This is a genomic window from Desulfobulbaceae bacterium (assembly GCA_015231515.1).
GTDB lineage: Bacteria > Desulfobacterota > Desulfobulbia > Desulfobulbales > VMSU01 > JADGBM01.
In genome coordinates, this window is sequence record JADGBM010000029.1 from 1 (window position 1) to 13,915 (window position 13,915).

Here is a 13,915-nt window from a genome sequence, read left to right on the forward strand (position 1 = left end):
TGTCGGGTAGTCAGAGTTGGCTACAGCATAACAGGTTTCAGTTTTTGTTTTAATTGAATCGGTGCTGACCACATTTTCTATAATGACATGGCCGGCATTCTCCAATTTTTTCAGGAGCCGACGCTCTTTGCTGCGCCAGATCTGCTTTGTTGTAGTCAGTGACAGTCTCTGATCTGCCAGGAGTTTGTTGAACCAGGGTTGTGCGGGGTGCTCGGCCGGGGACTGGCCGGAGAAATAGGATTGCCCGGTGCTGGTCAGTGTAACTCGCCGTTCGCTTTGTGGGGTGAGGCCGCCGGGCAGGGCAGACTTGATAACCTCGCCGATGGGGTAGTGATAATATCCTGCCAGCCACTCAAAAAAAGCAACCATGTTTTCCGGGAAAATTGGTTCCGGGTCAAGGAGGTCATTGATGGCCCGAATTGCATACTGAGGGTCAGCATCAAGATGGTGGGCGCAGCGTAAAATATAGCCGGTGACCAGGCGGGGCCCAAGTGGCACAAGTACTCGCAACCCGGGCCTATAGACAGATGCGGGAAAGTCAGGGCTTGATTTATAGGTAAGTGTATTGCTGATCGGTGACGCTACCGCTACTTCGAGATACATTGAAGCTGTTTAAAATGATGAGCAAACTTCTTTAAGATGGGCTTTGAAATCATCCTTTAAGACAGGGTGTCTTAGCGCAAAGGCCATAATCGCCTTGAGATAGCCGAGCTTGTCACCAGCGTCAAAGCGGGTACCATCGAATTCGTAGGCGAACATGGATCGTTTTTTGGCCAAGGCAAGCAGGGCATCGGTCAGCTGGATTTCACCACCGTGACCGGGGGTGGTTCTTTCCAGCATATCGAAAATTTCAGGATGAAGAATATAGCGGCCAATAATGGCCAGGTTCGAGTCGGTGGTGCCCGGCGCCGGTTTTTCTACCATGCGATTAACCTGGTAGATACGTTTTTTAAGTGGTTCGCCCTCCACGATTCCGTATTGATGTGTCTGGTTCATTGGAACCTTCTGGATAGCAACAATTGATTCACCTACTTCATTGTAGAGATCAATCATCTGCTTGCAGCAGGGCACATCAGAGACAACCAGGTCATCACCAAGCAGGACAAGGAATGGTTCATTGCCGATAACATTTTTAGCTGACAAGATAGCATGACCCAGTCCTAAAGGTTTTTTCTGGCGGACAGAGACAATCTCGATAAGATTTGAGATGTGGCGGACCTCTTCTAGAAGTTCTGTTTTACCTTTGCTCTCCAAGAGGACATCAAGTTCAAAGTCATAGTCGAAATGGTTTTCAATGGCTGATTTGCCTTCGCTGGTGATAAGAATAACTTCCTCGATACCGGAAGCGACAACTTCTTCAACGATATATTGAATTGTCGGTCTGTCAACAATTGTGAGCATCTCTTTGGGTATTGCCTTGCTGGCCGGCAAGAAACGTGTGCCCATACCGGCAACAGGGATAACTGCTTTACGTATTGGTTTTGGAGGTGTCTTTTTCATTAAAGTGTTTTCCTGATTTGATATTTAGTGCCTTAGAGGTTATTTAGGTGTTATTTCTGGTACTAATTAATACAATTATTTACTCCCATGCCTTTTATAACTATAGAATAAATTGCATATGAATTGCCAGTCTTTTAAAGGAATCTTGAAAGATTTATATCAGCGCCTGTATGTATCCATTTGAGAAAAAAATTCTGACTAACTGTTTGCAGAAAGAACTGTTTTCGGCCGGGGAAACGGTTGTCGTGGCTGTTTCCGGCGGTGCGGATTCGGTCGCTCTGTTGCACGTACTTTTTCGATTGTCAAAAAAGTTGAAGGTGAGGCTGGCAGTGGCCCATGTCAACCACGGTCTGCGTCCTGTTGAGGCAAGTGAGGAAGAGAACCTCGTGCGCCACTATGCCCGAGATCTAGGTCTGGCTTGTCATGTTACGACCATTGACGTGAAAGGCTTTGCCAAGGATAACGGACTTTCCCTCGAAGAGTCAGCTCGCAATCTGCGTTATGCATATTTTGATGAGGTTTTGAAAATAGAGTCTGCTGCAAAAATTTGTGTTGGCCATCAGGCGGACGATCAGGCAGAGGAGATACTCCTTCGTCTCATTCGCGGGGCGGGTCGCAAGGGGCTTTCCGGCATGGAAGTGATTCGTGACGGGAAAATTGTCAGGCCGCTGCTGGCGGTGAGCCGAGCGGAGATTGTTGCTTATCTGCAGGCTAACTCAATTGGCTGGCTTAATGATTCGTCGAATGCATCTGTTGATTTTTTGCGTAACCGAATCCGGCTTGAGCTGTTGCCCTATCTGCATGAGTATAACCCCAATATTGGCGAAAATCTGCGCAGGACAGCTCAGGTTTTAAAAGAAGAAGAGAGCGTTCTTGCAGAGATATCCGCTCGAGCTTATGGTAGAACTGTACTCGTTGCCTCTTCAAGTGAAGACGGCTTGAACGTCCTTTCTGTAGACTGGAAGATATTGGCAGGGGAGCCAATTGCTATTCAGCGCCGGGTGGTAGAAAAGGTATTAATCACCATGCGCATGCAGCCAAGCTTTACTCATATCGATGATATTTTACGGCTTGCTGATAGCAATGAGGGGAGGCTCCTTCATCTGCCCAAGGGCTTACGGGTTGTCCGGTACTCGACGGGCTTGGAGTTCAGTTACCCCCAGGGCATAACGACAAAGAGAGGGAACCTGCTGGAAGAAGCGCCTCAGTTTTTGCTGAGAATTGAAAAACCTGGTGTGTATGCCATTCCCGGCATTGCCAAGAAGATTACTGTCGAACTGCAAGAGACTCTTCCCAGCCTTGATCAAATGAAAGATGATGAGGCGGATTATTTTGATCACCAGCAGTTGCCCTTTCCGTTTTTCATTAGAAACAGAGAGCCGATGGACGCCATGCGTCCTCTTGGCGCCAGTGGAACCAAAAAAATAGGAAGAGTTTTAAGTGATATGAAAATCGACGCTGCGTTGCGAGATTCGCTGCCCCTGATTGCCAGTGAAAATGAGGTGGCAGGGATTCTGGGTGTGCGTACCGCCCATCAGTTTCGAGTGCGCCAGTCAACCGCAAAGGTACTGAGGATACTGCTCGCTTCTTCTTAGAACTAATGCCAGCTACAGTTTAGTAGGCTTACAGACATTAATGTCACTATGTGACGCTCGGCCGCAGTTTTTACAAACGAATTTGGGATCTAATACCAACGTCTTAATTTTACCCAAATCGCCTTGAACGATGATCCTGCAGATATGGTTTTCTTCGTGAAACTTCTCACCCTTTGTGCACTTTGTTTGACAGTGTGACATATATCCTCCTTAATAGTAATTTTTATTGTTTATATCATGTTTCTTTGCACGATTCAAGCTCTGCAGGATTGAAGATATATCTATCTTGAAAAGAGTCAGGATTTGTTGTCTAACGCCTTCCGTACTTGAGTGGCAACGGTCTCAAGAACCAGAGGCTTGGTGATGTAGGCGTTTATACCAAGCGCTAAGGCGCTTTTCTGGTCAATAATTTCACTGTAGCCGGTGCAAAGAATAATGGGCATGTCGGGGCGCAGGGCGCGTATCTTCTTCATCAGCCCGATACCGGTTATTTGGGGCATGGTCATGTCGGTAAAGACAAGATCGAACGAATCTGTACTCTGCTGAAAGGCGGCTAAGGCTTCTTCGCTGGATGAGAAGGCGGTGACCTGATATCCCAAGGAACGGAGTATTCTCGATTCAATGTCAACAATGGTTATGTCATCATCAACCAGTAGTATACGCTCGGAACCACCCGCCGGTTTGACGGAACTCGAAGTTCCAAGGGCTGGGCGATTACTCTTTTCTTGCGGAAGGTAGATTTTAAAAGAGGCGCCTTGTCCTTCAACACTGGTAACGCTGATGTGGCCCTTGCAATTTTTAACAATGCCGTGCACGACGGACAGGCCCATTCCGGTCCCTTCCCCCAGAGGTTTTGTGGTGAAGTAGGGGTCAAAAATTCTGTCGATAATTGTTTTAGGTACACCTGAACCGGTATCGCTTATTTGCAGCAGTATATATTCGCCCGGGCGTATGGTAGTGTCAGTATGATCATCATTTGGAATCTTGACAGGTTGCAAAGAGATGGAAAGTTCCCCGCCTTTTATTCGCATCGCGTGGTAGGCGTTGGTACAGAGGTTCATGACAATTTGGTGAACCTGGGTGGGTGAGGCGAGAACATAGCCGCAATTCGGATTGATATCCTGTTTTATCTGGATGGTGGTCGGGATGGTGGAACGTATAAGTTTAACGGCTTCTTTGACAACAATTTGAATCTGCAATGGTAGGAGTTCGTGATCTGCGCTGCGCGAGAAGGTAAGGATCTGCTGGACAAGCTCTTTGGCGCGGTTAGCTGCGACAATAACCTCTCGCTGGTATTTCAGGAGATCACTCTCTGGTGGCAGTTGATATTCTACCAACTGGGCGTAACCCAGGATTGGGGTGAGGATATTATTGAAGTCATGGGCGATTCCCCCAGCAAGAGTGCCAATGGCCTCCATCTTCAGGGCTTGTTGTAACTGGTTTTCCAGGCTTATTTTTTCCTTGTCAGATGCTAACTGTTCAGTCAAGTCCTTGCATATCAGCACGGCACCAGTTTTTTCACCAGTACCCGCAACAATAGGCGCCACTGAAATAGCAACTGTTGTGTCGGGCAAGTTGCCTTTTTGGGGAAACGAATGCACGACACCCTGGCGGATGGTCTTTTGTTGGTCAATTATCTCCCTGATAAGCTCGGCGGGATTGGCACTCTCACTTTCAAAATCCGAAAATACCGCTTCGAGGCTGCTGCCGAGAGCCTTGTGTGCTTGCCAGCCGGTAATGAGTTCTGCCGCTTTGTTGAAAAGTACAATCTTGCCGGTTCGGTCGGTGGCAATTACCCCATCACTAATGCTTTGCAGGGTTATTGACAGGCGGTCTTTTTCTGCTGATAATTCTTGCTCTGATTGTAGAAGTTCATTGGAGACGGCATTGAGGGCTTGTCCAAACTGTTCAAGTTCCAGGCAGGATCTATCAACGGGCAACTGTGCTCCTCTATGGGTGCTGAGTTGGCGCGTAAAGTCGGTAAGCTTTTTGATTGATTCAATGGGCCGTTTTAAAATCTGTAAGAGTAAAACAATACTTAACAGAATCCAGATTGTTCCAAGGAGCAGGGTGCGTTTCCATATGGCATGTTTTGTTTTCCGTATCTCTTTGAGGCTGAAAGATACCCTAATGTAACCGAGCACGTTGCCGGCGATTATAGGTAACTGGAGTAGATAGCTGGAGTTATTGTAGGTGGCCTGTGGGGGATTTGATGCTGGTTGAGCTTGCAGAGAAGTTGCTGTGTAATTTATATAGGGTGTGAAACCCTGTGGGTGAATGATTGAGGTGATCGTCGTTCCGTCAGAGTCAACGACCTGAATACTTTCAAGGTCGGAATGTTTTGCTGCCTGTAAAAGAAAGGTGTCCAGTCCAGAGTAGTCCTCCACGATAAGCATATGGGCGCAGGCCTTTACGAAACTGTCTACCAAAACTTCCGCATTATGTTCCATAGCCTTTTGGGCGTATTGGGCTTGTTGGTTACTGATCACCAGGGCATAGGTAAGGCTTGTTGCAATTAAGATTGCGGTGATGGCAAGTGCAATTTGACTGTAGATGCGTTTGGGTAAAATACTATGGAGTAGGTGCATGCAATTTACTCAAGATAGGCCTCAAGCCATTTATAGTCTCGCTCGAAGTCTGCAGAGACAAGAGGCGGCGGGAGTCGGACAGTTCGCAAAAGTTCCTGTCCTGAGGGGCTGTTGGCAATGGTATTTACGCCATCTGTCAAGGTCTTTTGGACTGGTATCGGTATGCGGGGATGGGCGCTGATCGGGTGTGATGCCATTTCCGGCGTCAGGTAAATGGCACGAAGCTGTTTAGCCACCGAAGGCTCGGCACTGTTGATCGAAATGTCTAATGTTCCTCCTGCGCTGGTTTTTTTGAGGAGTACGTTTTTATAGACATTGCTTGCACTGTTAACATAGACGGGAATATAATTTAGATTGTTGTAGTCAGTTTTTAAGGCATGACCAAGAGCAATGTCGCAGAGTGATTTTTCTGATACAAAGGCGATTCTCATGCCTTTTAAATCGTTTAACGATTGAAATGGCGAGTCGTTACGGACAAAGATTGCCCCCCTAAGAAAACGTTTCGAGCGAATAAGCGGAATGTATCCCTGGGATTTCCAAGCTGTGACCTGTTGTGTTGAATTAAGATATACGAAGTCAAGAGCGCCGGCTAGGAAGCTATCTTCAAATTTGGCAACGGTCTCAAATATTTTAATTTTAAATTCGAGACCTGTCTCTTTTTGCAACTGGTCTACGAAGGGATACCAGCGTTTGTGCATTTGTACTGCTGACTCTTGAGGGATAAGTCCGAAGGTGTACTGCTCGGCAAAAATTGTAGCTGGCAGAGTTAGGGGAGCGACGGGCAGAAGCACAAAGAAAAGCAGTGTGATTAATCGGCAACTCATGAATCTATATTTTAGTCTCAAAAAGGGTACAATGAAATGCATTGCGTTACCTCGTTATCTGAGCCGGAAGCGGTGAATGTATTATGTGCCCAAGAGGGGGGAAATGTCAAGAAGTTCGAGAAAGTAGACTCCATATGTGCAAGAGCGATAATCTTAGTACTGTTGGAGAAGTTACGCTAGTACTGATTGTTTGGCGGAATTGTTTGATTTTTAAAACAGGTTTTGATAGAACACCAAATTACGACTGGCATAAAGCCAACAATTTTTTTTGAAGATTATCTACTGATTTCATCGTTAGAAATGGAAGTCGCCAGCCTTACAAAAAAACGGCTCAGCGGAGCTCTGTTACAGGTATTCTGTGGGATCGACAGCTTTTCCAACTTGGGTGGATATATGATTGGCCGAAAAAGTATACGTCAACGCCTGACCTCAGTATTTGTCTTTCTGGCACTTGCCCCTCTTGTGCTTGTGGGTCTTCTTCTGACTTGGCAGGTTTATGAAATTCAGAAAAATGAGGCGATCAAACTACAGGATGAAATTGTCAGGCGAGTAATTAACGAAATATCGCATCTTTCTGCGGAGGTCGGGGATGATTTTGAGGCTTTAGCGCAAATTACCGGACTTGTGGAGAAAAATAGAGAGGAGCAAGGTGCGATTCTGGCTCATATTCAGGCCTTAACTTTCTGGCAAAATAAAAATGTCTTCAGCGAAATAAGTTTACTTGATGCTAACGGCCAGGAACGGGCAAAAGAGTCATTGAGCAAAGTTTATATGGGCTCAGAACTGCTTAATCGGAGCACTGAAGAGGTTTTTTTAATCCCCTTACAGCAAAAGAAACGATTTTTTGGGCCTGTTATGAAAGACAAAACTTCAGGCGCAAACTTAATTGAAGCCGGGGTTCCTCTTGTTGATAAATGGACCGGAGACGTCAGTGTTGTCCTTGCTATGACTATCCAGTTGGACAAGCTTTTCAGCCCGGTGCATAATGACGGAATATCAGGCCAGATTGATATATTTATAACTGACAAGCGTGGGGTGGTTGTTTCTCATAAAGACCCATCAATTTCTCTTGCCGAAAAGCTGATCACTGTCCCTGTACAGGGAGAAATTGTTACAGGTTTTGATGGCTTCAGATCCGTACGTTCAGCAAGATTTTTTGAACTTGGTTCTCAGGGGTTCTATCTGGTCTGTGACTATCATTTGTACGATGCCTTTCATGGTGTGCTTAAAAGCTTGCTTATCGTTGGAGTTTTCATTGTGACCTTTCTTGGTCTCAGTATTGCTACTGCCTATAAAACGGTAAGTCCTATCGTGAAGAAAATCGAGGAACTTAGCGGGGTGGCAAAGGCTATTGCTGCTGGAGACCTGGAAAGAAAAGCCGTTGAGTCTGGTGATGACGAGATGTCAATTTTAGGGCACGCTATGAATGCAATGACGAGTCAGCTTGTGGCTGATATCAAAAGGAGGCGCCAGGCAGAAAACGCCCTTCGTGAAGCCCGGAACCAATTGGAGTTGAAAGTAGCCTCTCGAACGGAAGAGTTATCAAAGCTAAATATGCAACTCTATGAGAAAATTGAGGAGAAGGAGATGGCTGAAAGCGCCCTTATTCGAGCCCACGAAGAGCTTGAGTTTCGGGTGGAAACTCGGACCAAGGAACTCGCTTTTGTCAATCGTACTTTGATCTCGGAAATTGCCGAAAAGAAACGGTTGGCAGAAGAACACGATGTTTTACAGATGAAGGCCTTAACTCAAAATAAATTAGCGACTCTGGGTGAGGTTGCAACTGGTGTCGCCCATGAAATGAATCAGCCGCTTTCCTACATTAAGATAATTTTTGAAGCTGCCGAAAGAGACCTGAAACTGGGTACCATCGACCATAATGTCTTGTTGGGGGAGTGCCAGGAGTCATTGAAGCAGTTGCGGAGAATCAGTACGATTATTGATCATCTTCGGACCTTTGGGCGGGCTGAGGCTCTGTCAATGTCGGAGGTGAATTTAGCGGATGTCTGGAGGGACACCCTCATTATATTTGGTGAACGTATCCGCCGTAGAAATATCAATCTGGTTGAGGATTTTGAGGAAGATACCTTGGTTTCAGGCAATGCTGTAAAGCTTGAGCAACTTTTTATTAATCTCCTGCATAACTCATTAGACGCCATGAAAGCGGATAAAAGCGGTGAGATACAGATACATGTGAAAAGAGAAAATGAGATGGTTGCGGTTGCTTTTTTCGATACCGGGGTTGGGATGAGTGAAGAGGTTCTGGCTAAGATATTCGAGCCATTTTATACAACGAAGGCGGTGGGGCAGGGCACAGGTCTGGGCTTGTCAATTTCCTATGGTATTGTTCAGGAACATAATGGCACCATCGAGTGCCAGTCACAAGAAGGGCAAGGGGCGGTCTTTACCATGCGCTTTCCCTGTTATGTTGAAGAACATGGAGGAGAGGGAGAGGTCTAAGGTAATCGAATAGGAATTTCCCTGCGCCCTTAATCAGCATACTGCTCAAGGCTCTTCTCAAGTTCCTCTCGGATCTCCTTTCGAAGTATTTCGGGCTTCAGTACTTTTGCCCCGCTGCCCCAGGATAAAATCCACTGCTGTACATCAAAAAGATGGCTGGTTGTCATTGACAGTACAATACTCCCATCATCGTTAGGCTGTATTTCCTGGGATGGATGCCACTGTCGCTCCCGGATGTAGGGGGCATGTTTTTTGTCAAAATATATCTCGATCTGAAAACTGCCTGTGCCCGAAAAAATACCAAAACGAGATGCCGAATAGTTGCTATAATCAAAGTCTGAAGGTGGGGCGAAGGTTTTGGTGGTTGTGGCGGCATGTTCAATTCGTGATACTGCGAAGGTGAGGATTTTTTTGCGGCTGTGGCAGTGGCCAATCAGGTACCATTCACCCTGGTAGTTGACCAGGTGGTACGGGTCAACTTGACGGTTCTGTGGTGCTGCTGCCTGGGGTTTCTGGTAGCGCATGGATATGGTCCTGTTCTGCTGAAGGGCCTCAGCGATCGTGGACCAGATCTGGGTGTGGATGGTAGTTTTCTGATGCTGAATGATCGAGATCCGGTTGTCTATCCAGCCTGGATGAATAGAAACCTTGTCCGGCAGAGAATCCTCAATGCGTTTGAAGACATTGGTGAGTTTTGTGTAAATTGGAGTGTTCTCGTGTTGTTGCAATACTTTTTGGGCGATGGCGATGGCAAAGAGATCACTGGTGCTGATATTTATGGCAGGCATCTGGTAGGTCTCTTCAGTATAGAAGTACCCTTTTTTCCGGGGGTCGTATGCAATCGGGGCGTCACATTGATTTTTCAGGTAATCAATGTCGCGCATAATGCTTTTGCTGCTGACTTCATACTCGAAGGCCATTGAACTACAGTTTGCGTAGTTGCCAAAACGCATGCCTTCTCGGATTTTTTTATCGATGAATATCAGTCGCAACAGTTGAGTTTTGTCTTTTTGGATCATTAAAGACCTTTTTGATTGTTGATTGTGGGGGCCGGATCTTTGACTTCTAAAATCTACAGGCGCACATCAGAAATTGCAGTTACGTTGGCAGACGAACTTCTGCTGTAGTACCTGTTTCTGGTGAGGAAGTAAAGACAAGTGTGCCGCCATGCTCTTTAATAATTCCTGCTGAAACTGACAGACCTAAACCGGTGCCACCAGAGTTTCGCTTCGTAGTGAAGAAAGGGTCTGTCAGCTGTGTGATGGTCTCTTTCGGCATCCCGACACCTTCATCGTCAACGGAGATAATAATCGTTGCAGAATTTTTTTCAAATGAAGAGGTGACCCGTATTGCCTGCTGCGAATCGGTAAGGGCCTCGCAGGAGTTTTGGATCAGGTTGATGATGACCTGTTCAAGGCGTTGTTTGTTGCCATAAAATTGGGGACATTGAGGGCATAACTCGACATGAAAGGCGGATGTCGACTTTTTTACCAGATTATGGGTAAGGCGAATCGCCGTTTCGATGATTTTGTTAATATCAAGCAGTTCAGCGGCTGTTGGTTTGTCCTTTCGTGCGTAGTCTTTAAGGTCTTTAACAATGTTTTTAATTCTTTTGCCGCTGTCAATCAGTTCGCTGAAAAGTTGTGGGATCTGTAGTCGCATTTCGCTGTAGTCTAAACCAGCAACAATAAACTCACCATTTTCTCGATAGTACTGCTCCAGGATCGGGCTGACATCCTGCCAGGCCTTTGTAAGCATGGGGGCATTGAGCATGGCGATACTGTTTGGGTTGTTTATCTCATGGGCCACCCCTGAAACCAGAAGCCCAAGGGAGCGCATCTTGTCGGCCTGCACAAGCTGCTGCCTGCGGAGTTCAGCCTCTTTTTCGCTCTGTTTTCGTTCTGAAATATCGCGAACAATCCAGATGGCGTGCCACTGTTTCTTGATCTGGGTGGCAGAAAGAGACAGTTCAATCGGGATGTCGCTGCCGTCGATTCTTTTTGCGAAAAGTTCTAAAATGTCAGATGGCGCAGCGGCATTTGTGTGTGAAAAATCTTTTGAATCAGAGAGGGTTTGTTGCTCGATGCGGGTTAATGAGAGGAGTTCGTGTACCGGTTGCCCCATCGCCTGATCTTCATTATAGCCAAACATGCGCTCTGCCGACTTGTTCCAGTAGGCAATATTGCCGCTGTTATCCATCATGATAATGGCATCTTGTGCTGATGATGTCAGTTTCCGGAACTTATTTTCGCTTTCCCGGAGCTGTTGTTCGGCCAACCGACTTGCCGAACGCGTTTGGAAGTAGTGTTGAGCCAGGATATTTAACTCGTCGGCCAGGACGGTGATTTCCTGGGGCCCGGGCCACTGAAAACGGACATTCTCATCATTCTTGAGTATTTTGTCGAGACCCTGCAGGATGTTTTTTTTGATATGGTCAATCCTGAAAGCGATAAAATTGGCAATGCAGAAAATAACAAACATGGTTGCCATAAGGACAATGGAGATATTGATAATCAACGATCGCCGCCATTTTTGTGCGGTTCCTTTGTCGATGATGATGCCGGCCCAGATGAGTGGTGCCGGTGAGTTGTCTGACATGATTGGCAACCATGAAATCGTGTGCTCCTCCGGTGTTTTCCAGATAAAGGGTCTGTTGTCGGAAAACTTGTGCTTAAGGGCGTCTGCATATTCGTAGGCGCTGATGTCTGTGAGGGAACTCTGGTTAGCTGGTGCTGTGGTTTGAAACGAAAGAGGAGTTGTGGTGTTACCGGCGGGGTTCAGCCAGAGCACATGGTCTTCAGCGGCCAGTAACGATATCTTTGCTTGCAAAAAGATCGTGCCAATTGCATCGCCATTTTCAAGCACCGAATAATAAAAAATTATTTTTGTCTCATTTGATTCATGAGAGCTTTCTTGGTGCATGAAAATGCCGCTTGCTGAAAGTTTCTGTGAGGGTACTGGCAGATACTCAGGTGTTTTTGTAGTGCTGATAAACTGTCTGCTTTCCTCTGGGTTGCGCTCTAGAGTAGTTTTTCCGGTACCATTGACGGTGCAAAAGAAGAGGCCTTCTATCTCGATATTTTCACCGTACCACTGGTTGATTACCATTTCCATATTTAGAAGGGCTATAGGGGCGACCGGGGTTTCACTGTTTAGCTGACTGAAAAGTTCCTGGCTTTCGCGAAGGGCGGCTATGCGGTCGAGGTCTGTTGCAACTTTAGAAATTTTTTCAGAAAATGCCTGGCTGCTCAGCTTGGAACGTTTGCCGATGTTTTCCTGAAGGGACTCTTCGTGTCTATTAATGTGGTTTTGTAAGTTTATAGAAACCAGAACCAGTAAGGGCAGGGTACCTATGGCAAGGATGGTGAAGAATATGATGCTTTTTAGTTTCATGGCGTCTTGGCTGGATGGGGTGCAAAAAAACTTGCGTCAAGAGAAGATTGGCATGAGCTCAAATCCCATACCGGCATGAGATGTAAACCATGTTTAGGTGATAATTGTCAAATAGATTTGCATGGGAACGGAAGCTGGCTGGCCGGTGCATTTATTTTTAAAAGTCCAATATATCAATATGTTATGAATTATTTATAGGGCTGGCATATCAATTGCTTTTAAGTGAAGTACATATTTAATCGGTACAAAGATTTTCATTTTTGCATAAAGGGAAAAATCCCCCTTAATTCCCCTTCGAAGTCTCCTTCGTCGCTTATCTGCAGGGGTACTGAGGGGGATTTTATGAAGGTTAGTAAAATACTAAGATGTGTCGTTTTTTTAATAAAGAGTTAAATCCAGAACATAATTTGCTCAGTACGGGAAATATGTGATTTTGAGGTCGGTCGGCCTCAAACGATATGGAAAATGGTTCAACGAAAATTGAAAAAAGATCGGCAGGAAATACAACATATTTTGTTTGCTGAAAGTGAACATGGACTGGAAAGATCCATATCGCTTATGCTGAAAATGGCAAACTACAAGGTGACAGTTGTTACTGATTGTCTTGAGGCCTATGAAAAATTAGTTGAACTCGAGGGGGTTGGGGAGTTGCCGGAATTGCTTATTGTTGATTTTGGGAGAAACAAGGCTAACAGTGAGCGTTTTGTTGAAAGTCTTACCCAATCGAGGCTGTCGGTGCCGGTAATCATAATAGCTGAATATGGCGACGAGTGGATGGTGGCAGAGGGAGTTCTAGGCAAGTCCGGTGTGTTCTTGGCAAAGCCATTTGAGCCACAGGAACTTATGTCAGCAGTTGAGAAATTATTAAGTCACTAAAACATTCTTGATAGGATAACCCAACTGAAAACGAAATCTGTTTTTATAGTTGGAGAAAAAATAGAAAAAGACAAACCAGAACCTAAAGGAGGTTGCGATGTTACAAATTCACTCAAGGAAGATTGTTGCGGCATTGGTTGCAATGGCACTATTTGCCGGTGGTCCGGTGCTTGGCAGTGCGGTTGCGTCAGAAGGTACAATGGCTGTGGAGGCCAAGAAAGAGCAAAACGTCTTTAAAGGTAAGATACAAGGGGTTTCCAAGAAGGCAAAAAGTATTGCTATTGAAGTTGGCAAAGGTGAAAGCGCCAAGGTAATGATGGTTCGGTTTACTGATGCTACAGTGGGGATGGAGTTTGCCGTAGATGGTGATGCTGCAATTATCGCCTATGAAGTTGTTGGTAAGGATAAAGTCGCTACAGTGATCAAACCGAAATTGGCAGAACTGCCGGAAGGTGTTACTGAGATGCACCCGGAAGAGTTGATGGAGCTGGTTGCGATGGGCCCGGAAAAAGGTAAGTATTTGCTGGTCGATTCACGGCCTGCGCCTCGATTTGCGGATGGACATATAGCGAGTTCAGTCTCTATTCCAGTTGAGAAGATGAAGAAAGAAGGCGCGGCACTTATGCCTGCCGATAAGGATATTCAACTGATCTTCTATTGCGGAGGGCCTACCTGAGGT

At 46.0% G+C, this 13,915-nt stretch carries 10 protein-coding genes; 4 read left to right on the forward strand and 6 right to left on the reverse strand.

Features of this window, described 5'->3' with window-relative positions:
- Together HQK80_06660 and galU are read right to left on the reverse strand one after the other, a co-directional pair.
- A partial coding sequence (locus HQK80_06660) for a primosomal protein N' (GenBank protein ID MBF0221895.1) occupies nucleotides 1-603 on the reverse strand: 603 nt, incomplete at its 3' end.
- Nucleotides 604-612: 9 nt separating this feature from the next.
- Nucleotides 613-1,500, reverse strand: coding sequence for a UTP--glucose-1-phosphate uridylyltransferase GalU (galU, locus tag HQK80_06665; protein MBF0221896.1), 888 nt, complete (start codon nucleotides 1,498-1,500; stop codon nucleotides 613-615).
- Between the two features lie 170 nt (nucleotides 1,501-1,670).
- Between galU and tilS the strand changes: the two genes are divergently transcribed.
- Nucleotides 1,671-3,095 carry a tRNA lysidine(34) synthetase TilS gene (tilS, locus tag HQK80_06670; protein MBF0221897.1) on the forward strand — a complete coding sequence of 475 codons (1,425 nt, stop codon included), beginning with the start codon at nucleotides 1,671-1,673 and terminating at the stop codon, nucleotides 3,093-3,095.
- Between the two features lie 296 nt (nucleotides 3,096-3,391).
- On the opposite strand, the gene HQK80_06675 is transcribed toward tilS, so the two are convergent.
- Entirely contained in the window at nucleotides 3,392-5,683 is a 2,292-nt protein-coding gene (locus HQK80_06675) for a response regulator (GenBank protein MBF0221898.1), read from the reverse strand.
- A 5-nt stretch (nucleotides 5,684-5,688) separates the two neighbouring features.
- Entirely contained in the window at nucleotides 5,689-6,507 is an 819-nt protein-coding gene (locus HQK80_06680) for a phosphate/phosphite/phosphonate ABC transporter substrate-binding protein (GenBank protein MBF0221899.1), read from the reverse strand.
- Between the two features lie 393 nt (nucleotides 6,508-6,900).
- Between HQK80_06680 and HQK80_06685 the strand changes: the two genes are divergently transcribed.
- Complete coding sequence (locus tag HQK80_06685; protein ID MBF0221900.1) at nucleotides 6,901-8,967, forward strand: HAMP domain-containing protein; 2,067 nt, start codon at nucleotides 6,901-6,903, stop codon at nucleotides 8,965-8,967.
- 29 nt (nucleotides 8,968-8,996) lie between these two features.
- Here HQK80_06685 and HQK80_06690 read toward each other — a convergent pair whose 3' ends face one another.
- Together HQK80_06690 and HQK80_06695 are read right to left on the reverse strand one after the other, a co-directional pair.
- Nucleotides 8,997-9,986: a WYL domain-containing protein gene (locus tag HQK80_06690; protein MBF0221901.1), complete on the reverse strand. Its 990-nt coding sequence runs from the start codon at nucleotides 9,984-9,986 to the stop codon at nucleotides 8,997-8,999.
- A 79-nt stretch (nucleotides 9,987-10,065) separates the two neighbouring features.
- Nucleotides 10,066-12,360: a PAS domain S-box protein gene (locus HQK80_06695; protein MBF0221902.1), complete on the reverse strand. Its 2,295-nt coding sequence runs from the start codon at nucleotides 12,358-12,360 to the stop codon at nucleotides 10,066-10,068.
- Between the two features lie 465 nt (nucleotides 12,361-12,825).
- On the opposite strand from HQK80_06695, the gene HQK80_06700 reads away from it, so the two are divergent.
- Both HQK80_06700 and HQK80_06705 read left to right on the forward strand, forming a co-directional pair.
- The gene (locus tag HQK80_06700) at nucleotides 12,826-13,236 is read left to right on the forward strand and encodes a response regulator (GenBank protein ID MBF0221903.1); all 411 of its coding nucleotides are present in this window, start codon (nucleotides 12,826-12,828) and stop codon (nucleotides 13,234-13,236) included.
- A 97-nt stretch (nucleotides 13,237-13,333) separates the two neighbouring features.
- Complete coding sequence (locus tag HQK80_06705) at nucleotides 13,334-13,912, forward strand: rhodanese-like domain-containing protein (protein MBF0221904.1); 579 nt, start codon at nucleotides 13,334-13,336, stop codon at nucleotides 13,910-13,912.
- The last annotated feature ends 3 nt before the right edge of the window (nucleotides 13,913-13,915 follow it).

Bases quoted from the DNA above. Each gene is read 5' to 3' on its own strand.
- HQK80_06690 (MBF0221901.1), bottom strand. From the start codon at position 9,986: ATGATCCAAAAAGACAAAACTCAACTGTTGCGACTGATATTCATCGAT.
- HQK80_06695 (MBF0221902.1), bottom strand. From the start codon at position 12,360: ATGAAACTAAAAAGCATCATATTCTTCACCATCCTTGCCATAGGTACC.
- galU (MBF0221896.1), bottom strand. From the start codon at position 1,500: ATGAAAAAGACACCTCCAAAACCAATACGTAAAGCAGTTATCCCTGTT.
- tilS (MBF0221897.1), top strand. From the start codon at position 1,671: ATGTATCCATTTGAGAAAAAAATTCTGACTAACTGTTTGCAGAAAGAA.
- HQK80_06680 (MBF0221899.1), bottom strand. From the start codon at position 6,507: ATGAGTTGCCGATTAATCACACTGCTTTTCTTTGTGCTTCTGCCCGTC.
- HQK80_06705 (MBF0221904.1), top strand. From the start codon at position 13,334: ATGTTACAAATTCACTCAAGGAAGATTGTTGCGGCATTGGTTGCAATG.
- HQK80_06700 (MBF0221903.1), top strand. From the start codon at position 12,826: ATGGTTCAACGAAAATTGAAAAAAGATCGGCAGGAAATACAACATATT.
- HQK80_06675 (MBF0221898.1), bottom strand. From the start codon at position 5,683: ATGCACCTACTCCATAGTATTTTACCCAAACGCATCTACAGTCAAATT.
- HQK80_06685 (MBF0221900.1), top strand. From the start codon at position 6,901: ATGATTGGCCGAAAAAGTATACGTCAACGCCTGACCTCAGTATTTGTC.